General features: G+C 53.4%; 19 protein-coding genes, 1 tRNA gene and 1 pseudogene. 2 read left to right on the forward strand and 19 right to left on the reverse strand.

Going from position 1 to position 19,580, the window contains the following annotated elements; genetic code table 11:
- Window positions 1-32 precede the first annotated feature (32 nt).
- Together ACYX34_RS12745 and ACYX34_RS12750 are read left to right on the forward strand one after the other, a co-directional pair.
- On the forward strand, window positions 33-431 hold the full coding sequence (locus ACYX34_RS12745; RefSeq protein ID WP_462076947.1) for a plasmid mobilization protein: 399 nt from the start codon (window positions 33-35) through the stop codon (window positions 429-431).
- On the forward strand, window positions 428-1,717 hold the full coding sequence (locus ACYX34_RS12750) for a relaxase/mobilization nuclease domain-containing protein (RefSeq protein WP_462076948.1): 1,290 nt from the start codon (window positions 428-430) through the stop codon (window positions 1,715-1,717). Before ACYX34_RS12745 ends, ACYX34_RS12750 begins: the two co-directional genes overlap by 4 nt.
- A 56-nt stretch (window positions 1,718-1,773) precedes the next feature.
- On the opposite strand, the gene ACYX34_RS12755 is transcribed toward ACYX34_RS12750, so the two are convergent.
- The 19 genes and pseudogenes from ACYX34_RS12755 to ACYX34_RS12845 all read right to left on the reverse strand — a co-directional run bounded on the left by ACYX34_RS12755 (window position 1,774) and on the right by ACYX34_RS12845 (window position 18,812).
- Window positions 1,774-2,367 (reverse strand): toll/interleukin-1 receptor domain-containing protein, encoded by a 594-nt coding sequence (locus ACYX34_RS12755; protein WP_462076949.1) that lies wholly within the window; start codon window positions 2,365-2,367, stop codon window positions 1,774-1,776.
- 14 nt (window positions 2,368-2,381) lie between these two features.
- A complete protein-coding gene (locus ACYX34_RS12760) occupies window positions 2,382-2,819 on the reverse strand; it encodes a hypothetical protein (RefSeq protein WP_462076950.1) in 438 nt (145 codons plus the stop codon).
- A 150-nt stretch (window positions 2,820-2,969) separates the two neighbouring features.
- Window positions 2,970-3,767 carry a hypothetical protein gene (locus tag ACYX34_RS12765; RefSeq protein WP_462076951.1) on the reverse strand — a complete coding sequence of 266 codons (798 nt, stop codon included), beginning with the start codon at window positions 3,765-3,767 and terminating at the stop codon, window positions 2,970-2,972.
- 548 nt (window positions 3,768-4,315) lie between these two features.
- Window positions 4,316-5,344 (reverse strand): P63C domain-containing protein, encoded by a 1,029-nt coding sequence (locus ACYX34_RS12770; protein WP_462076952.1) that lies wholly within the window; start codon window positions 5,342-5,344, stop codon window positions 4,316-4,318.
- A gap of 166 nt (window positions 5,345-5,510) precedes the next feature.
- Complete coding sequence (locus ACYX34_RS12775; protein WP_462076953.1) at window positions 5,511-6,422, reverse strand: XamI family restriction endonuclease; 912 nt, start codon at window positions 6,420-6,422, stop codon at window positions 5,511-5,513.
- Window positions 6,422-8,062: an N-6 DNA methylase gene (locus ACYX34_RS12780; protein ID WP_462076954.1), complete on the reverse strand. Its 1,641-nt coding sequence runs from the start codon at window positions 8,060-8,062 to the stop codon at window positions 6,422-6,424. Before ACYX34_RS12780 ends, ACYX34_RS12775 begins: the two co-directional genes overlap by 1 nt.
- 336 nt (window positions 8,063-8,398) lie before the next feature.
- Window positions 8,399-9,508, reverse strand: a complete 1,110-nt coding sequence (locus tag ACYX34_RS12785) for a YecA family protein (RefSeq protein ID WP_462076955.1) — start codon at window positions 9,506-9,508, stop codon at window positions 8,399-8,401.
- Window positions 9,509-10,151: 643 nt separating this feature from the next.
- Window positions 10,152-10,940, reverse strand: a complete 789-nt coding sequence (locus ACYX34_RS12790) for a type I secretion C-terminal target domain-containing protein (protein WP_462076956.1) — start codon at window positions 10,938-10,940, stop codon at window positions 10,152-10,154.
- A 9-nt stretch (window positions 10,941-10,949) separates the two neighbouring features.
- Window positions 10,950-11,030, reverse strand: a pseudogene (locus ACYX34_RS12795) (hypothetical protein); the annotation flags it as partial.
- Window positions 11,031-11,297: 267 nt separating this feature from the next.
- A tRNA-Arg gene (locus ACYX34_RS12800) sits at window positions 11,298-11,374 on the reverse strand.
- Window positions 11,365-12,510 (reverse strand): tyrosine-type recombinase/integrase, encoded by a 1,146-nt coding sequence (locus ACYX34_RS12805; protein WP_462076957.1) that lies wholly within the window; start codon window positions 12,508-12,510, stop codon window positions 11,365-11,367. The genes ACYX34_RS12800 and ACYX34_RS12805 overlap by 10 nt, the downstream gene beginning before the upstream one ends.
- Window positions 12,501-12,719: a helix-turn-helix domain-containing protein gene (locus ACYX34_RS12810; protein WP_462076958.1), complete on the reverse strand. Its 219-nt coding sequence runs from the start codon at window positions 12,717-12,719 to the stop codon at window positions 12,501-12,503. The genes ACYX34_RS12805 and ACYX34_RS12810 overlap by 10 nt, the downstream gene beginning before the upstream one ends.
- Before the next feature lie 31 nt (window positions 12,720-12,750).
- Complete coding sequence (locus tag ACYX34_RS12815) at window positions 12,751-12,924, reverse strand: helix-turn-helix domain-containing protein (protein WP_462076959.1); 174 nt, start codon at window positions 12,922-12,924, stop codon at window positions 12,751-12,753.
- 159 nt (window positions 12,925-13,083) lie between these two features.
- Entirely contained in the window at window positions 13,084-14,187 is a 1,104-nt protein-coding gene (locus ACYX34_RS12820; RefSeq protein ID WP_462077007.1) for an AAA family ATPase, read from the reverse strand.
- Window positions 14,121-15,779, reverse strand: coding sequence for a MobF family relaxase (mobF, locus tag ACYX34_RS12825; protein ID WP_462076960.1), 1,659 nt, complete (start codon window positions 15,777-15,779; stop codon window positions 14,121-14,123). Before mobF ends, ACYX34_RS12820 begins: the two co-directional genes overlap by 67 nt.
- Window positions 15,780-15,791: 12 nt before the next feature.
- Window positions 15,792-17,672 (reverse strand): type IV secretion system DNA-binding domain-containing protein, encoded by a 1,881-nt coding sequence (locus ACYX34_RS12830; RefSeq protein ID WP_462076961.1) that lies wholly within the window; start codon window positions 17,670-17,672, stop codon window positions 15,792-15,794.
- Window positions 17,653-17,982, reverse strand: coding sequence for a hypothetical protein (locus ACYX34_RS12835; RefSeq protein ID WP_462076962.1), 330 nt, complete (start codon window positions 17,980-17,982; stop codon window positions 17,653-17,655). Before ACYX34_RS12835 ends, ACYX34_RS12830 begins: the two co-directional genes overlap by 20 nt.
- 286 nt (window positions 17,983-18,268) lie before the next feature.
- Complete coding sequence (locus ACYX34_RS12840) at window positions 18,269-18,514, reverse strand: hypothetical protein (protein WP_462076963.1); 246 nt, start codon at window positions 18,512-18,514, stop codon at window positions 18,269-18,271.
- Complete coding sequence (locus ACYX34_RS12845) at window positions 18,498-18,812, reverse strand: hypothetical protein (RefSeq protein WP_462076964.1); 315 nt, start codon at window positions 18,810-18,812, stop codon at window positions 18,498-18,500. The genes ACYX34_RS12840 and ACYX34_RS12845 overlap by 17 nt, the downstream gene beginning before the upstream one ends.
- Window positions 18,813-19,580: the final 768 nt, after the last annotated feature.

A 19,580-nucleotide genomic window follows, 5' to 3' on the forward strand; every position in this document is an offset into this window, starting at 1 on the left:
GTGTGTAATGTGTTGATACGGGTGCCAATGTCATGGCCGAAGACCGTCATACCCCTTTTTCGCCGTTCTCGGTGCGCTTCACATCCGAGGAACGGGAACAGCTTGACCGCGCTGCGGCGGGCATGCCGCTGGGGGCATTTCTGCGATCCCTCATCTTTGACGAGGATTTGCTTAAAAAGCGGCGCAAACCCCGTAAAAGCCCGGTCAAGGATCATCAGGTCCTGGCCCGCCTTCAGGCCGAACTGGGCCAATCCCGCCTAGCCAATAACCTCAATCAGCTCGCCAAGGCCGCCAATTGCGGTTCCCTGGAGGTTTCCCCGGATACCGAGAAAGCCCTTCTGAGCGCCTGCGCCGATATCCGGGCCATGCGCCAGATGTTGATGGAGGGCCTTGGGATTGATCCTGTGACCGGGTCAGGGAGCGGGCCATGATCCTCAAAGGCTCGCAACGTGGCGGGGCCTCCCGGCTGGCATCCCACCTATTGAAGGCTGAAGACAACGAACATATCGAGATTCATGAACTGAAGGGCTTCGTGGCCGAGGACCTGCCGGGAGCCTTGCAGGAGATTTACGCCATCAGCCGTGGCACCAGGTGTGAGCAATACATGTTCTCGGTCAGTCTCAATCCCCCAGAAACCGAATCCGTCCCTGTCGAATACTTCGAGAAAGCCATCGCGGACATTGAAGCCAAGCTGGATCTGGAAGGCCAGCCCCGTGCCGTCGTATTCCACGAGAAAGAAGGCAGGCGTCACGCTCATTGTGTCTGGTCGCGCGTCGATGCCGAGGAGATGAAAGCGATCAATCTGCCCTATTACAAAATGAAGCTACAGGATATTTCCCGGCAGCTCTATTTCCAGTATGGCTGGGACCTGCCCAAGGGGCTCCTGAACGAGCAGGAACGCAATCCCCTGAACTTCACCTTGGCCCAGTGGCAGCAGGCCAAGCGGGCCGGAGAAGACCCCAAGCTTCTGCAAAAACTGTTTCAGGATTGCTGGGCGGCTTCAGATAACAAAGCGTCATTCGAGCAAGCCCTGAATGGATACGGCCTGTATCTGGCCAAGGGCGACCGGCGCGGGTTTGTCGCCATGGATTACAAGGGCGAAGTGTACTCTTTATCCCGCTGGACGAAAATCAAGACCAAAGCCCTCAAAGAACGTCTGGGCGATCCCGAGTTACTCCCCGATATCAAGGAAGTCAGCACCCAGATTGCCAAGCGCATGACCGACAGGCTGAAGACCTATATCCAGGAGACACAAGCCCGGCTTAAGCAACAGGTCCAACCCTTCACTCAAAAGAAGCGCAGCCTGCAGCATCGGCATCAAAACGAGCGGAGCCAGTTACAGCAGAAGCAAGAGAAGCGCTGGCTCCAAGAATCCGTTGAACGCTCGCAGAGGCTACCGAAGGGCTTCAAGGGCATTTGGTTTCGGATCACTGGAAAATATTCCAAAATCCGGGAACAGAACGAACGCGAAACGAAAAACTGCCGTATTCGCGACAGGGACGAAATGCAGTTGCTTATAGACCAGCAGATTACCCATCGCCAAAAACTGCAACAGCAAATCCAGCCGGTCATAGAGAATCACAAGCAGAGGGTTCAGGACCTCAGGAAAGAAATCGCCAAATACATAGAGATGGGCGGAACACCTTCCCAAGCGCCTCAGGAAGCATTTACGCCACGTCAAAAACACCGCGATATCGATTACACACCGGAACTGTAACCCATTTGTTTTCAGTCTATGGAACGTCGATGCAGGTATGCAGGTTAGGTAAGTCGTTAGTGAGTATCCAGGGATGTTTTGAGGGTGAGATACCATTCCTCATTTGGTTCAACCCGAAGCCAGTGAATATCCTCAAAGCTCATAGGAATTTTACAGTCATTAATGATGAGTGGAATGATATATCTGGCCCCCTCTGGCCTTAACTTTTGCTTTTCTAGAGCATATTTAATCTCACGCTGGACATATCCTATCTTATTCACACTATTAGAAGAGAGAAACACAATCACAAAGTCGGACTGATCAATGGCACGGTCAATTTTTGATTTCCAGTGATCCCCTGGTAATAGCGCCTTTTCGTCAAACCAGCAAAGAAATCCGTCCTGGAGGAGTTTCGCTGCAAGATTTCTCACGAAACTTACATCTTCCTTCGCATGACAGAGGAACACCAATTTCACCGGAAGTACCACCTTCCCTCCCACAATGGGAAGATCAGTATATACTCGCCAATCGTTCTGACCGGGTAACTGCACATGGATGCTTACCGTACCGGGCACTGAACCAAGCCCAACTTTAATTAAAGTATCCTGTGGTATCTCTTTGTCATTGGAGGTGATTATATTTGTAACCGCAAATTCAGGCTGATGCGTCATTGGTTTACCAATCGTTATGTTGGCTGTTCATCGCATTCGGTGTGAATAATTCTATCTTCATACGTTTGAGCCATGGAAGATGGTGCAATCCCTTCGCAAACCAACCGAGGTATGATCTTGTCGCCTAGTCTAATGACACGATCGTTAGTCATCGATGTGATCATCGGTATACGATCATCAACGACCATTTGTCTTTCAAGAAATGGCTTTGATTTTTCCCTGCGACCCTCTTTCACTGTGGACCACGTAAACCGGCATTTCTGAAAGAGCTTCCCCCAGGCATTCATGTCAAACATGAACACGACAAGGATGTTGCCGATACAAATGTCCGCAATATCTTCAGGGTCAAGCGGTCGCACCATGACTGGCATGGAAATAGGTGAATAGATTGTATCCTGAAGGGAAATCAATAGCTCGTTACAGTTCGGTTCATCCAGGCTAGGCTTCACCATTCTAGTTTTTAGTTCTCTATCAATTAGATCATCTATCGAAACCCCGTCTCTTCGGTATCTTTGGTTAATGGCTAGAATATGCAAACAATTGTCTACAGTGGTAGAAGCAAACTCTCGACTCCTAACCTGGCGTAGCAGGTCGCTCAAGTCTCACGCGTCATACCTCGTCAACGGTTGCTTAGGAACATAGGCCGTTCGATTCATTCCGCTGAAAGGGTCTATAACACAATCATTCGCAACGAGAGCATGAGTTTTTTCAGCATTCATGCCCTGCTTAATACACCGTTCAAGCTGTTGCAAACCTTTGGAACCATGCTGTGAAAAGAAATCTTCCATTCGTGATAAAATCGTCTCAAAGTCCTTTGCTTCTAACACTTCCAGTATGTCAAGGTTAACAACACCTTCTTTGACCTCGTAAAATCGCCTCGCGCGCGGACTAAGAGATAGGGCTGTAATATCTTGTAGATCGATACATCTCGTCGCATCATTCCAAATCGCAAGAGTATTCCCGCTCGCCGAGAGGTCGCTGAGAACCTTTAAAATCGACTGCGGATTCTGATCGGATAAGAATCCTCTTGAACGATTCCGGCAAAGGCGGGAAATCTCGAAGGATGGTTCTGAAAAAGTTGTCCACAGTATACAATCATTAAAAGTCCTAAGAATTTGCCGAACCCGGTCCCATCCGCGCTTAGACAATTGTTCATCGGGAGATGGATTATTGCCTCCACCCTTCAGGCATTCCTCTATGCGAAGAATGTGTTCGATGGTTTTATAGTGAAATTCAAATAACCCTTTATGAAATGCCCTACCAAACTCCAGCAGGTCCCTCTTTATTGCTTCCTCGGTTTGATATTGTGGTCCCGCTGGACTGCGGAGAAAGGTCACTGATTGCGTAAACCCGCTCTTCAAGAGCTCTTCTTCATCATTTAACTGCCAATAGCAGTTCATATTGCGCTCAAGCCATCCTTGCTAAACCCCATAAGATTTGGCTCGGGCAACGATACTCCTGCCAATATGTCCATGCAAGTTCGCCAGATTCCCAATCACGCTAGATACATATGATAGAACTACAGATCATCACTGCATGATCCTTGCATTTAAATTCGCGTCATTTCCGCACTTCCTTTCCGTTTAACCAATCCGCCGCCCATCCGGGTCTTTCGCCTACGATGTTCTGTGACCGGGGCCGGAAAGGCTCCGGTGGTCGGGGCCTCCAACAAACGGAGGAAATGATGAAACTCATCACACGTTTTGAACTGGCATCACGCAGCACAAATGAACTGCACACACTTTACCGCGCCACTTTCAATATGTTTTGCAGCTGTAAGCCGCACAGCGCCGATCAACGTACATGCCTGGCATCGCTCAAGAATCTCGAAGACGAGATCAATTCACGACCGTTGTAAAATCGTAAGGAGAAAAATTTACGAGTGCATTTACCAATGCGAACCATTGTGATCATTTTGTTTATAACCAACATTTCTTAAATGGCAGTTCTACCCGAGCTTCTTTCGTGAAGTTAGTCCGCCATCAAATGGGAGTTGAAGCGTTGTGTTAAAGTTCGGATACACTGCATCCAGCTTAATCATAAAATCAGCCCAATCTTTTGAAATCCGCATCAAGGCTTTGACGCCTTCCAACAGTTCCCGAAGCCTTGGCTTCCCTTCCTCCGGCGTTAAGTACTGCGTCAATTTTTGAGTCGGTTTGCCATCAGCATTTCGCTTTACACGACTGTGCAGGGCTGGCCTTACCCCAGGAGCAAGCCTATCGTAGATGTCATTCGTCCAATGTCCGATAATTCCTGGCCTGGCTGTATTTTCGGGATCGAATGGCCATTGATTAAGACGATAAATCTGACGATAAAATTCAGCATCAAACATTCGAACCCATGGCAGTGCATCTTTTCGGACAAACTGCTCAATGATTTTAAGAACGGCTTTTTTCTTCCGGATGTCATCAAATCCCGTAGCTCGGTCGATTAAGTCCTCAATTGCATAATTTGTTAGCGACTTAAGAAGAAATTTGCACGCGTCTCCGATGTGCTGTTGCCCGGATAGAAGCTTGCCGGCTAACATTGCTTCTTGATATACCCAGCAAATATCTGGCAAGAGGCTGGCGCGGTAACCAAATGCTCGTCCCTGATAGCCAGGGCCCTTCTCTGGTATGAACTCCAGCGGAATGGTCGACTCTAGTAATTCCTTAGAAACGAAGGGTTCCAGGTTCTTTGCGCGTAGAAAAGCCGGTTTTCCGTCGACCGACGCTCCTTCTCCTCCTTTTGCTTTTCCGGCTCGACCTATGGCCACAAGGAACCCTTCCTGTGTAAGAACTCTGGTGTTCTTTTCGTCATCCAAGACAGCGCAAGTCAGTTTCAAATCCCCAAACTGAAGAACCCCTTCAGCTATCGCCTTTGGGAGTTCCTTGCCATGGCGCACCAAAGCGGCCTTGCGTGCTATAGCTGCTCGGTCCTCAGGTGTTAGCGATTTAGCCCGTGCGACCGCTCCTGCGACTTTACTTTCATCCTTCATATAGACCTCCTACTTGCAGATTGTTGTGCAAGCATACATGCTTGCGGATAATTCTGCAAGCACAGGGATCGCAAATCAATTTCTGGGGATTTTGGTAATTACAAAGTGGAAGTGAAGTCGCCTTCTAACTGATGGCTGCGTCAGGCTGGTGAGGGAATGTCACCGATTATTTCTTCGTTTTGGCAATCCAGTCGATAAGCTGAGCGATGTTATGGGCCCAGAACAAATGAAGACCACGACCTTGAGCGTTTTCTAAATTGCGGAGCTTATAGACACCGCTTAGGACTGCACTTGGAACAACCTGAACCGCACCGAAATCCTTGCGCCATTCTTCGGCTTTGGCTGCAGCATCATTGTTTAGGCGTTTGACCGAGTTGGTAGCAGAGTTCGATACCTTACATTCGATAGGCAAAATTCGGCCATCCCAAAGGCCGACAAGAATGTCTGCCTTGCGCTTTCCCAACAAGCTTTCACCACAGAATTCTCCCGCTTTTGGAGCTTCGTTGGTAACATTTACGCTACGAGTCGCAACTCGTGTGAGACCCGCATCCGCGAGAGCGGTCAGAACATCTTCTTCTTGTTCCTTCTTGTCCAGATGGCGGCGGCTGGTACCAACGTGCCGTGTTGCCATCAATGCAGCGGAGGCAAGTACCGCCGCGCCTCGCTCAGCCTCAGTAGGTTCGCGTTCCTCCAGAACCCAAGGAAACCGACGCCGATCAAGTCCATCAAAAATGACCTTAATAATGGTCCTTGCCATCTCTGGGTCTTTTGCGAGTTTCTTAGGTGTGAGTACAACATTTGCCACGGTCTTGAGATCATCAGCCGAAATCGGTGGTCCTGCGAGATAGCGAAGGGCTTCGAGCAGATTGGGATTAGTAACAACCTGAATCAGCGGTCCATTCACATCACTCAGGTCGACCGTTTGCTCCAGAAGGTCTTCAATAATGCCCTGATACTTGTCGAATGCCTCAAGATATTCTTCGAGCGGCTCTTCCATTCGCCGCTTTCTGAATACCTCGATGGCTACCAGAGCTTCCCGCTTCAGTTCTTCTGGCGTCCATATGGGTGCTGCGATCATTATTGAATTTGGCTTCGCTGAGACAGGATTTGAGGACCAGGCACGAACAATCGTTCCATTTCGCCGGGTTCAAACTTGGTAAGTCCACCTGCGTATGTGCGGCCATCTATAACACTGATTCCTGTAGATAGGTGATCAACCAGCGCGACCAACTGGCCCTCGCTCAGCTGTTCCCGTGGGTAGAGCCCATGCGCGATATTTATATGTCGTGCCGAAGCAAGATTGCGTGTAAAGACAGGCGCGCGGCGGGCCATATAAGTAGCCAAAATTGGTGCAGGGTCGCGAAGACCAACAGACCACCACGCACGGCGATGGCTCGCTACATAGCCAGAATCTGCGCCGACTTTCTTGGCGATCTTAAGAAAGCGGTCGATTGCCTTTTTCTCCTCTATATCGAAGCCGTCCAGTTCTTTGGGAAGATCAACAACGCTGCGAAGGCCACTTGCATCCGCAAGCACCTTCCCAGCGGAAACCAGTTCGCGTGCCTTTGTAACACTTCGGAATAGAACCCGCTCCGGCAAACCGCCAGTGTGTTCTCCGGCAATCCACACTCGATTCGCACCTGTTACCTGTCCACGGTGCACGCGGCAAAGCTCACCCAGCTCAACAAATCCTTCAGGACACTCGCGTGTACCAAATGTCAGTCGAGACCAGCGACGCTCGGTCTCAAGCCGCTCGCGACGAATTGCCCGACCACCGGAGAGGTCTTTAAGGTCCTTCAGTCTTTTGACGCGGCGGAGCCGAATGGACGCAGGCTTATCTGAGATTTTGAAAAACGTGATTGCGGCTGTTGTCGCAGCATCTGGGAAAGGTCTTGCGGTCGGCTCAACAACAACCACGCCTTGACCACCGAGCTTACCCAGGAAGAGCTCCCGAACCACTTTCCCATAGTTCACATCAAGCCATTCAGCGGCGGTAATCAGAGCGCCGAGGTCACCTGCACGAGCATTCTGAACCGTCGCAAGAAAGAAATAGACGTGAAGGCCAGCAAGCTGGCTTACCTCTAGCTCATATCGCTCAGCTTGTTTCACTAACCAAGTCTTCCACTTGGGACTGATTAAGTGGTGACGGACATAAGGCGGGTTTCCGACGAAGAGCGTTCTTGCGTTAGAGCAGAGATCGATACTCCGGTAATCCCCAAGTTCAATCCGGGCACGATTAGCAAAACCCGATACCGAGAGATTAGCGCGTGCAACAATAGCAGCGAGCGGATCAAGTTCAACGCCAACGAGTTGAGCCTTCGGAAAGATATTCGCCGCTTGCGAAAGGAAGCGTCCCGACCCTGTGCCAGGGTCCACGATTCGGGCCGGAGTATCTTGTTCCTCAGCCCACGCAAGCATCGCATTGACAATGCTGTGCGGCGTGTAGGTAGCTCCCTGATCGCGCCGAACTTCGGGCGTTCGGATGGCAGTAAACAAATCACCAAGCGGGTCTAGTCCCGATTGTATTTGTTCACGCATCAAAGAAACGATCTTACGGGAAACAGGAATGCTGGATTTTGCCAGCTTCTGCTCGGCCCGCGACCATCCTTTTACGTCGGAAGCGCCCAGTTCTATGGCAAGGGATAACAGGCCACTCTCTGTTGTAACCGTGGCGTTTTCGGATTCACTGATGATGGGAATAAGAGGCGGAGCGGTCATGTGCGTTTATGCCATGATCTGGCCCCTCCCTTGGTCTCTTTGTTTGCCGTTTGGCTATCAGCGCGTTCGAACAGCGAAGCCTGTAAACCTCCATACTCGCGGGCAACGTAATCACGCATGAGATTCCGTATGACCTCCGAACCGTTTCTGCCCAGCCTGCGGCAGGTGGCCATAAACTCTTCATGGAGGTCTTTTTCGACTCGTACTCTGAACCCACCTTCCTTCATGCCCGCGATTGTACCTTATGGATACACGTTTGTGTATCCATTTCTTAACCCCAGTTACTCACTAATTTTTGGGTTCGCGATGGGCACAGCTTGTTCCTAATTTTCATGCTCATCCTGGTGAAATCGTTCGCCTTGAAAGCAGGCGCGTTGCGCTTAGCGAACGTCGAAGATCGTACTCTGGTGGGAAATAGTATGGGTTTGAATTTCTCATCAAACCCTCCAAATAGAGTCGGTCGTTTGTGGAAAGCGATTTCCACCATGTATCTATAAAATAGGTGTTTTCACAGTGGGCAAAGAAAAATTGGATCAGGAATTGCGGGAGCTCGTCATCCTTCAGCGCCATCACTTCTTTCATGTAACCGGCAGGCGCAGGCTCATCGTGCTTCCAGATAAAAGCGACGCTGACGCCCCGCGTACTTACGTCTACTCCGAAAGATAGCCACTGGGTTCGAGCGGACACATCGTGCAATACTTGTAATGTCTTTCCTCCTAGCGAGCGGTTGGGTGTTATTGCGCCGGTGCTTGCGACCAACATTGGGCCTTCGAGGACGATTTCCTGAATTGCGTAGCGGCTGTAATCTCCCGCGGCCAAATCGGTGTCCATTTCCGCTTTCGTCTGCTTGAGGTCTTCCATGCCTTTCGTGAATCCAGCCTGTTGAATACTCAGTCTTTCTTGAACCATTCTCTGAATCAAGTCTGGCGCGCCGCGATCAATCATGCCTGCGATGACTGGATTTGATTGTGTAGCGGCTATTTTCCGGTGGAGCTCCCAACAAAGCGCCCGGTAGCTGATTAGGAAGCATTGTTCCGGCGTCGCGGTGAAATCTTCCGTCTCAAGCGCTGAAAAGAGTTCGGTATCGTGCTTGTCGCAGAATGCCGTAAAGGTGGACGCCTCGCGCCAGCCGCGCTCTTGCAAGTGGAGCCGCCCTTCGTTGTCCATACGCGGCGGGTTAAAAGAAAAGACGTGATTGCGGGCATTGGCAATCTCCTTAAGGACACGGGAACGCTGAAGAGTGTGGGCTGATATTACCTTGCCGCAAGTTACTTTCGATGCATGCGGATGTAAGCAGGTCTTGAACTCCCCGGCTTTTTGAGCGGCATTGGCCACGGCTTGAAATGGAAGCGGCGTCTCACTCTCCCGGCCAAGGTGACAATGTTTGAATTTGAGGCCGGACCCGCACCAACACGGCGCGTTCCTCCCCGGTTTTTTCTTCATCATCTTATTAATCGCGGATCATAATTTTATTATGCGCCGTAATAGCTGATATGGCACAAGGGCGTCAAATCAGGGACCTTACCTCTCGCAGGCGGATGTGCGGGTTATGCCAGGACACCCAGCATACGCAAGCATGTCTGCCTGCTTTCTCTCCTGGGAGAAGCACGGCAAAGCACGGGGGATGGCTTAAGGTCCTCCCATTCGGTTCGAGGGTTCCACAGGGGAGCGAAGTCCCCTTGGCCATGGGGGTCTAAGGGGGCAGCACGAAGGCTCTCCCCTCCCGTGACCCTGCAGGAGTCATGACGCAGGCAAAGCCCCAGGGGGTTGCCTGCCACCGCCGGAGCGTCGGCGGCGGTTCACGGGTGAGCGGCCTAGCTCACCCGCGCGGCGCAAGAAGGCCCAATGCCTGAATGCGCCGGTATGCAGGGGGATGCAACGGGGGCGGCACGCACCCCTTGCCAAGATTGTGTTGTAGTACAACACACATCTTGCGTGTCTTCCGTGAACATGCCTCTAAAGTCTACTCTCCGGTATGTCTCGGGTGACAGCGGACGCCACTCTGTCCGACCGGCGAAGTCATGAGGGATGCATGGTGTGTTGCACCATGTTCCAGGGACAGCAGCACAAGAAACGTTTAGTCCCTTGGCTACCCCACTAACGTCCCGGCGGTAATCATCGCCTGGAGCTCGGTTTCTGTGGCGGTAGCCCCGGCTGCAATATTCGTCACACCTGAGAGTTGTGCGATCTGCGTGAAGCTGTTGCCGCCGCCATTCTGGTCCACGGACAGAAAGCTATTCGTGCCGTTGTCCGTGATACGTACGAAATCCGAAATCGCATGGCTGAGCGGGCCATAAGCACTGAGAATGTCGGAAACATCCAGCTTGTCTACTTGTGCCGTGCTGAAATCGGTAATTGTGTCCGATGCGCCGAGAGCCGTTGCCGCTTCGAAGATAAAAGCATCCCCTCCCGTGCTACCGGTTAATGTATCGGCTCCTGCACCGCCATAGAGGAAGTCTGCTCCACCGCCTGCGCTGATCGTATCTGCACCTGCCCCGCCCTGGATGATATTGACGTTTGATGTTCCGGTCAGCGTATCGTGGGAAGCCGAGCCGATCAGGTTTTCCATGTTGCTGATCGTGTCGGTTCCGGCACCAACAGTATTCTGCGCTGTTGCGGTTGAAAGATTGACTGTTACGCCCGAGCCCGCATTAGCATAGCTCAGCGTATCAGTTCCACCCGAACCGTTGATGGTGTCGTTACCGGCACCGCCTTCAATAACGTTGTCGCTATTGTTACCGGTTAGCGTGTCATTGAACGCAGAACCTCTCAGGTTTTCAAACCCTGAGATAGTGTCTGTTCCTGCTCCAGCCGTATTCTGGCCGGTTGTTGTGGCGAGATTTACAGTCACCGCCGAACCCGCGTTAATGTAGCTCACGGTGTCGATACCCGAACCACCGGTCAGCGTGTTATTGCCAGCGCCACCCTCGATAGTATCATCACCATTGCCGCCATCAATCGTGTTGGCTGCCGTGCTGCCTCAAAGAAAGAATCGACAAATGCGGGCGTCCACTCGAACCCTTCGAGGACTGTTTTCGAACCGCTATGACCTTCTTAGAAAACCCCTGTCATTATTGGAGTTCCGACCGCTTGGAGGACAAACGGATCATTCTCAGGCTGGTCTATGCCAAAAAATTGTCTTATCACCGGACGGAGGGATTTCGAACCGCTCAGATCGAGGATTTATCGTTACCGTTTAGATACCTAAAAAACCTCAGTGATGGACACTATAGGGTGGTGCGCCCGGCTGGAATCGAACCAGCGACCCTCAGCTTAGAAGGCTGATGCTCTATCCGACTGAGCTACGGGCGCGTCTGCTTTTTCAATGAGTTAGGAGCACCGCCCTGACACCTGGTCTGGCCAGGTGTTATTACGGTGTTAAGTTTGAGGTATGTGTTAAGCTTTTGTGCCGCCTGCGTCAAGTCTTTCTCCTCGATCGCATTGTAGCGCTTCCACATCTTCTCTGACTTGTGTCCGACAACTTTCATGGCCGTGGCCGTATCGACACCCGCACGCCTCAAATTGGTCGAGGCACAGTGTCGCAGATCGTGAAACCGGAAATCTGTGATTCCTGCATCTTCTAAAGCGGTCTTGAAGGACCGACTGATCCGCTTCAGTGGCCTCTGTTTATACAAGAAGACGTGCTTCGTTACCAGACTTCTGACCTTTGCCAGCCGTTGAAAAAGCATCCGTACATCAGGGGTCATCGGGACCTGCCGAGGAACCCTGGTCTTCGTATCAATCGCTCGCAGCGTGATGAATCCGCGCTTGAGATCGACACGATCCCACGTCAGCTCTGTGATCTCGGTGAATCGCTGTCCCAACTGATACGCCACGAGTAAGACCGGCCGTAAATGGGGTTTGGCCGAACGGTACAAGCTATCCCACTCCTCAGCAGAGAGCACCCGGTCACGCTCGTTGTTCGGATTGGGCATCGGAACCCTCGATGCAGGATTGGTCCCGAGCAGCCCTCGCTGGATTGCAATGTTCAAACAATGCTTGAGGGCAATGTGGTCATGGTTGACGGTTTGGACACTTGCTGGCTTGCCATCGGCTCGCTTTCTTTGCCCTCTAAACTTCTCAATATCTTCCGGCTTGATCTCAGTGATGAGCTTTCGGCCAAAAAACGGAATTAAATGCTTCTCTATACTATGGGACCTGCCAACATAGGAGCGTAGCTGTTTGATCCTTTCCAAATCGAGATAGACTTGCGCCCATTCCCCAAAAAGCAGGGGCTTGGCCTGCTCACTCTTCACCTTGTCCATCAACAAATCGGTTTTGATCTTGGCTTCCATTTCTTTCGCGATCTGCTTACTCGCGCAACCAACCTTCCAGCGCTTCAGTCGAGCCCCAGGAACCCCTCGGGCAAGTTGCAAGGTCTTTCCGTCAGGACTTTCCATAACTGGGAACTCGACGTAGTAACTGTCTTTCCGTTTCGTCAGTCCCACGGCCTCCCTCCTTTCGTGCGTCGTTCCTCTCCAATCAATTCAGTGACAGTGACTTCAAGCCCCTTGGCCAACTTCCTCAACGTACTGAGTCGCGGATCGTACCCCCCGCCCTCAATCCTCACGAGGGTCGCCAAGGCGACACCGGACATCCCGGCAAGAGCCCGCAAACTCACCCCCTTTCTTTCGCGGATCACTCGAAGTCTCGTCACGTGCGCATGTTCTCACATGTGAGCACGCGCTTCAAGAGGCCTTCGGCATCACCGTATGCTTCTTCAGCCACTCCTCCAGCAAGACCACATCAAATTTTGTTAACCGCCCGACCTTCACAAACGGAACACGACGCTGACTCACCATGGTATACAGCGTATGGGGCGAGACCCCAAGGTACTGACTCGCCTCTTGAATGTTGAGCAACGGCCGCCCCCTTACCATACGGCTGCTCGTGTCTTTCCTTTGTCAGTCATAAGTCTCCTTCCTGCGCGGGCGTACGCCGGCGCTCTGCCAGGGGGCCTGGGGGATGTCGTTGCAGACGTGGCGTGGTTCCACGTAGCAAAAGACTTCCCCCAATCTGTCCTACCGTTCAATCTCCATCTGCCGACCAGAACTGAGTCTGTCCGAAACAGGCTCCCGTACCTCTTCCGACCGATACCGCTCCACCGCTTCAATCGCACTACTCTGCACACGACTTTCCCCGACCGCTTCCTTCAATGCGGCAACATCATCCGTCACCACACGCAGATCGTCCCGCGCCCGCGACACCGCCACATACCATCCCTCCTTGTTTGTGGCGAGTTGTTGACTCTCGGCCAAGAAGACGGTGCGGTCGGCCGTCCGTCCTTGGCTGGCATGAACCGTAACCGCGTAACCATGATCCCAATGTCGCTCACCCTTAAGGTCCAACGCCGTTTCATTCCCCTTGTGATCACGTACGACCACCGTGCCCTGTTCTGCATCCATGCTGACTCTGGCGAGTTCACCATTGCGTCGATCCTGCCCGTGGTCGTTTCGCGTCCATCGGATGAGGTCGCCGTCCTGCAACCCTCGTTCTTCATTCCGATATGCCTCAACCATCACACGTTGCTGTGGCTGCCATTCCACCGCACGTCCGTCCGCCTGCATCCGCAACGAGACGGTACCGCGATCCAGACTGGTAGCTTCAACGGACCCATATTCCCCCTTCTCAATGCCCAATCCTTGATAGCTTTTCCCAAACCGGACGACATCCCCCGCCTGAAACGATGACGCCTCTCGCATTTGCGCCTTGGTGAGATCTTTCGGAACGAGCACGTCCGCGCGAATCTCCCTGCCTGAGAGGACGCCCTGTTCTTTGAGTCCGGTTCGAATTAACTCATTCAACGCCGCGCGATCGGCGCGAGAGCCCGTGAGGACCAGGGTCGTCTGTTGCGCAGCTGGGCTCTGTCCAAGATACTCGTGCGCCACCCAGTTCAACCGCTCCGTCCGATCCGCCATGGCGACGACTCGGCCGGTTTCTTCGAGGTGACCAACGGTGTCCACCGTCTTCCCTTGGGCCACCAGCTCGACGAGCGACTTCAATTCCGGATCTCGCTGCCGTAGGATTTCATCCATACGGACCGTCTCCATTCCGTGATTCACGAGTACCGCAAATGGTTTTCCCGCCTCAATGGCCGATAATTGATTGCGGTCACCAACAAAAATCGCGCGCGCATGCTCCTGTTCACCCGCTCCATCACCGCATACGCCGTCCGTGTGCCAAGCAATGATGCTTCATCGAGCACATACACACGCTGCACGCCATTCGGTGCCGCAGTGGTCGGCGCAGTTCTCGGATTGTGTAAGAACTGCGCCACGGTCTCGGATGGAATTCCCGACTCGGTTTGCAACGTTCGTGCGGCCGAGGCGGAGACGGCGAGTCCCCGCCACTCCACTCGGCTATCGCTTGTGGCGTCTCGCACGCGCTGCAACATCGTGGTCTTTCCAGTGCCAGCCCATCCTTCAACGCCGATGAATCGGTCCGAGGACGTAAGAATGTGATTCGCGGCCCGCTCTTGCCCTCCTGTCAGTCCATAGCCTGAAAGCGCCTGCTCCGCCTGTTGCCGATCCAGAAGGGGAACTAGACTATGCTGACCGTCTTTCAGCTTCTCAATGATCTGATGCTCCACCCGTAAGGCTTGCAGGGTCGTATAGCGATCTCCGACACGGATGAGGTATCCCTCCCGCTCTTCCCGAGCGAGCGCCTGTTGAACATCCCTGAAGCTCGCCTTTCCCACCGCTCGCTCAGCCGCGAACCGCTGAAGGTCCACACTCTTGACGACGGTCTGCCGTTCCGTTGTATGCTCGATCGCCCACTCAACCGCTTCTTGAGCATAAAGGCTACTTGCCGCTCGTTCTCCTCCAAGGTCCGCCCTTTCCTGAGCACTCAGGACCAGCCCCTTCACATCCAATCCATGATCCTGAGCGCGTGCCGTCCACTCCTGTCGGAGTTGGTCCAGATCTCTGTCTTGCTTTGACTCGCGAGTCAGCAGCGTCGCTCGTTCTGACTCTTTCGCGCCAGACAGACCATAGTCCGCCATCGCTTGGCGAATGTCTTGCGAACGTTGGCTGAACTCATCCAGCTGCGCGTTTGTGATGCCCGCCACTTCAAATCTGCCATCCGCATGGGTAACCTGGATGTGATACCCGAGATCTTGGAGTTCATGGGCCAGCGTGGCACGGTAGACGGCTCCGGCTGCCATCTTGGCCTCATACAACTTTTCTCCGGCTAACGCTCGCCACGCTCCATCCTCTCGTTGGGTCACATTCATGATCACAGAATGGCTGTGGAGTTGCGGATCGCCCGACCGGCTGGTGTGATGATCAAATGTGGCGATAACCAGATTGCTCGTGTGTTCAGTCCGCGTGTCACCCTTCTCCGTGATCCGGCCATAGGCTGCATGCTGTTCCAGAAACGTCAGCGCAACTGCCGTCGCCTCACGATGGGCATCGACGATCCGTATATCTTGGCCGATCTCCGCTAACAGGCTCACTGATTTCGGCGCGCTAAACGTCGCGTCAAATCCGGCTCGACGGCCATCTCCTCCATTCCACGTCAAATCACCTCCATCTGGCATCCGTCCGTCGAGTACATTCTGGAACTGCTCAGTCTCCACGGGTCCGACGAGACCCAGGCGCTGCGCGCCTTCCCCAACCCAGGCCGAGGCATCGCGCGTCTCGGCGTCCTTGCTGTAGTAATCTTCACGGCTATAGTACTGTTGCGCACTGGCACGCGTGACTCTTGTGATGCTCATCATGATCGAGCGACCCTATCGGCCTTCACCTTCAGGTGAATGAGTGACCGGTTCTGCCAGTTCACGTGCAAGCTCAGCTAATGCGCCGTGATCCGTATCCACACCACCAGGGCCAGACCCATCGGACATCTCGTCAACAGACGAGAATGGAACACACGCAGGGACAATCATCGGCCACTGCCGATACTGGCACCGGATACGAGTGGCAGGCATATCCTCGGGCAACCTGACGTAGGCTGTCAGCCGGCGAAGACTCAGAAAGCGCTCCGGCGCAATCAGTCGCCGGCGGACCTCGCGACGGGACAAGGTCATGCCGTCTCGCATGGGGTGAGGACCCATCGAGAGGGACTCATCCGGTTCCATGACCGTGATCTCGCCAAACAGCTTGCTGGCCTCTTCCGCAGTTTCTGCATCGGTGAGCAACAGCACCACACGGGTGTGACAGTTCCCCAGTAGATTGGTCGCCGCTTCAACGCCGTACACGGCTCGAAGGGCAGCAAATGTCTGAATGCCGAGGAGCACCGCACAATTGAATTTCCGCCCCTTCATCAAGAGTCGTTCAAGAGTCGGCAGACGCTGCAGACTGCCGACTTCGTCCAGCACAAGCCAGGTACAAGGGCCTGGCCGGTGGGGAGGACGGGAAAAGAGAGACAGACACAGCTGGTCTACCCACACGCTCAAGAGCGGTTTCAGGAGCGCATGCCATCGTTCTTGAACCGGGAAGAATAGCCAGCCTTCTGGATTCGCCGCCCAGTTGCGAATGGAGAAGCTACGGACACCATGGGGCGGATCCGGTAAGAATCTGAAGATCTCCGCTCGACTCAAGAGCTCCGCGCGAATACTTTCACCGGTACGATCGACGGCCATTTGGGATCCGGCCACCGTATCCTCGAATCGCATCATCAGCTCGTCCAACTTTGCCTTCATCGTGTGATAGATCGCTTGATTCGAATGACAGCCCTCGCCATACAGTTTCCAGAGAATGTCGGTCCCCCAGACACGAGCAGAGTTGATCCAGATGGGATCAGATGTCCGCTCGCTGATGGGGAACAAGCTTTCCATCACGGCTCGACAGTCAGCCTCACATTGGATTTCCGCAAACGGAGTCCAGTAGGCACTGCGGGCATCGAACGGATTGAGAATGATGTCTCCCAACTTGAAGTGATGCGACAGCAGAATCCCTCCATCGTCATAAATGGCGGCATGTTGACCATGCGCTCTGGCCGTCTGAAGCCGTTGATGGATGAGTTGCGTTTTGCCCGCACCGGTGGCGCCGATGTAGACACTGTGCAACGTCTCCGAGGCACGCACCATCGGGACGCCAGAATTCCATGGCACCCGTGGCCATCGGCCTCCAATCACATGCGGGCTGGCGTGCCGGGTGATCCGTAACTTCCCAGACAACATCCACGACGGAACGAGAGACAGCCCAGAGACTTGCACGGCTTTCTTCAACCGACGCCCCCTGAACTCAAAATACAACAGGGTTGCGGTCGCGGTGAGACATCCGGCCATCATCGCGAAGACAACCGCGGTGAGCAGCTTCTGGTGCACCCCAGTCAGACGTTGTTCGCCTTCAGGGGTACGAGAGAGCCTCACGAGTTCCTCAGCCGTCATTGCGATCGGACCATCGGACGAGGGAAGGCCGAAGATCAGTCGGCAGGCAGGATCGTGCTCAACAGGGCAGGCTCGATTCGCCAAGAACACTCCGGTTAGCCAATTCCATTCCGCACGATCCACCGTTTCACGCACCAGCCATACGGTCAGGGCCACGGATGTCATCAGAAACACACCGAAACAATACAACATGCCTTTCGTCATGAGCCGCATGTGTGTGGCGGCAGTGTCTGATCCTCTGGTGAAATTTCCACCAAAATTAGGACGCAGAAGAGGCATGGCCCCCTCCTTTCTCGAAGCACACATCCGCCTCACGTTTGGCCTCAGCTTGCGCACGATGTACCGTCTGTTGATCACGCACCGATACGAGCGAGCGCAGGAGGTTGCGTGTCTCAAACATCGCTTCAACAATCTGCTGAGACATTGGCTGTGATTGTCCCTGGGCCACGCGCGCCAAGGCGATCACATCGACAAACAGTCCCCGCTCCAGGAGATGACGCACATAATCATGCACATGAACTCGCCGCTGCCCGGCTTGCTGTCTGACGGCTGCGCCCATCTGTTCACTCAACCTCACTCTGATTTGCATTTCGATTCTTCCTTTCCTCTGTCACGGGATCTGAGTCATCTATTGTTCAGGCAATTCATTGGCTTCTTGTGTTGGAGCGTCCACCATGTGAGACGCTCATCTCCATGATGCGGGCCAGGCACAGAGCGGAGCCATTTCTTCCCCGAACTCATTGCCTGGCCTACTCATTGATCCAGCCCGACCGGCTCGCATCCCTCGCACACCCATGCCTGGATGGGTTGCATGGGTGTGAATAGAAAAACCGCGTACCTATCCAGCCTGGCCTGCTCCGAATCGCGCATGAGAATCACGAGCTAGCGCTCTCTCCCTGCGATCGTTTTCGCCGTGGACGGCCCCCCAGTTCGCGCTCCAGTGCGACAATAAGAATCCGCCCCGCGAACTGTCCCTGACTCAACGCATTGTCTTTCACGGTTGACTGATAGGCCTCCAGAAACGTCTCGGCATCGTCGCCATCGAGTGCAAACGCGACTTTGATGCGTTTGCTCTTTTTCTGCCGTTCCATCTGACGCACCACTTCATTGAGGATCATCATTGCGGGTCTCCTTGTCGGTCTTAGTTGGCTTGTTCGCATGGTCCTTTTTCTGCATTCGGCGCCTGTCCCACTCGTTCAATTTGCGTTCAAGATTTGGGATACGGCCCGTTGTGAGGAGCCACACAAACACCCGTAATGACGCAACCAAACCAAGAATGCCCGCGATGACAAGAAGGTATACGGCTGTCATCATGTCGGGGTGCTCGACCCATAACTGGGCCAACCAGGCTGGTGGTTCTAGAGAATCGACCAAGACTTTGAGATCTATTTCATGGAGCACGGTCATTTCCTTTTGCATCGCCGCCTCCGTCGCAGGTCGCGTGCGGCCCTTTGCTCTTCAAGACGAGCCTTGATGTACTGCCGGATTTTGGTGAGTGGCCATTTCACACAACCACCGACTCTGATGCATTCCGGACCTCCAGGGCGCCCGTTCGCCCATCCCTCGGCAGTCCTCACACTGACACCAAGCGCGCTAGCGACAACACGCTTATCGAGCAGTTTAATGCTGTCATATTCTTCATCGCTCAAATGGCTCGAGCTCACAGATGCACACATACGGACACCTCCGTTAGAGAATTCGTTCGCGTTATTTCGTTGTGGCGGAACTAAGCGAGAACGAGGTTAGGCGAAGGACGGAGGCGCACGGAGCACATGAGTGGTCGAAAGGATGAAGTGCTGTAATCGAACGGAATCATGAGCGGCGTCCTCACATGAAACGCAAGGGCGCAGAGGGTTTCCGGGAGAAGAAACACATAAACAGCGGAGACGAGAAATGTGATCGCGGAGAAGGGCGATGAACTGGGTGAGATCCCTATAGCAATGTTTCGCACAATGCGGCAGGAAGCTCTTGTAATCATCGACTAATTCAGTTGAGAACAAGACTCCTGGGCGCCAGATAGCGAATCCGAGGCCGGTAAGGCCAGCCTCCACTATGAATTCTGCCAATATGGAATGACCCGCGTGATGGTTAAGAAAGTAGTAGAAAGCGATGAAGAACAAAACCCAAAGAACATGCTGGGCAATTGAGAAACCCTGCCCGACAGGTTTCTCTGCTGGCAGAATTCTC

It is taken from the genome of Nitrospira sp. CMX1 (assembly GCF_054902215.1).

Bases quoted from the DNA above. Each gene is read 5' to 3' on its own strand.
- ACYX34_RS12770 (WP_462076952.1), bottom strand. From the start codon at position 5,344: ATGAAGGATGAAAGTAAAGTCGCAGGAGCGGTCGCACGGGCTAAATCG.
- ACYX34_RS12830 (WP_462076961.1), bottom strand. From the start codon at position 17,672: ATGCCTCTTCTGCGTCCTAATTTTGGTGGAAATTTCACCAGAGGATCA.
- ACYX34_RS12755 (WP_462076949.1), bottom strand. From the start codon at position 2,367: ATGACGCATCAGCCTGAATTTGCGGTTACAAATATAATCACCTCCAAT.
- ACYX34_RS12750 (WP_462076948.1), top strand. From the start codon at position 428: ATGATCCTCAAAGGCTCGCAACGTGGCGGGGCCTCCCGGCTGGCATCC.
- ACYX34_RS12745 (WP_462076947.1), top strand. From the start codon at position 33: ATGGCCGAAGACCGTCATACCCCTTTTTCGCCGTTCTCGGTGCGCTTC.
- ACYX34_RS12845 (WP_462076964.1), bottom strand. From the start codon at position 18,812: ATGCAAAAGGAAATGACCGTGCTCCATGAAATAGATCTCAAAGTCTTG.
- ACYX34_RS12785 (WP_462076955.1), bottom strand. From the start codon at position 9,508: ATGATGAAGAAAAAACCGGGGAGGAACGCGCCGTGTTGGTGCGGGTCC.
- ACYX34_RS12760 (WP_462076950.1), bottom strand. From the start codon at position 2,819: ATGGTGAAGCCTAGCCTGGATGAACCGAACTGTAACGAGCTATTGATT.
- ACYX34_RS12780 (WP_462076954.1), bottom strand. From the start codon at position 8,062: ATGACCGCTCCGCCTCTTATTCCCATCATCAGTGAATCCGAAAACGCC.
- ACYX34_RS12765 (WP_462076951.1), bottom strand. From the start codon at position 3,767: ATGAACTGCTATTGGCAGTTAAATGATGAAGAAGAGCTCTTGAAGAGC.
- ACYX34_RS12775 (WP_462076953.1), bottom strand. From the start codon at position 6,422: ATGATCGCAGCACCCATATGGACGCCAGAAGAACTGAAGCGGGAAGCT.
- ACYX34_RS12835 (WP_462076962.1), bottom strand. From the start codon at position 17,982: ATGCAAATCAGAGTGAGGTTGAGTGAACAGATGGGCGCAGCCGTCAGA.
- mobF (WP_462076960.1), bottom strand. From the start codon at position 15,779: ATGATGAGCATCACAAGAGTCACGCGTGCCAGTGCGCAACAGTACTAT.
- ACYX34_RS12840 (WP_462076963.1), bottom strand. From the start codon at position 18,514: ATGATGATCCTCAATGAAGTGGTGCGTCAGATGGAACGGCAGAAAAAG.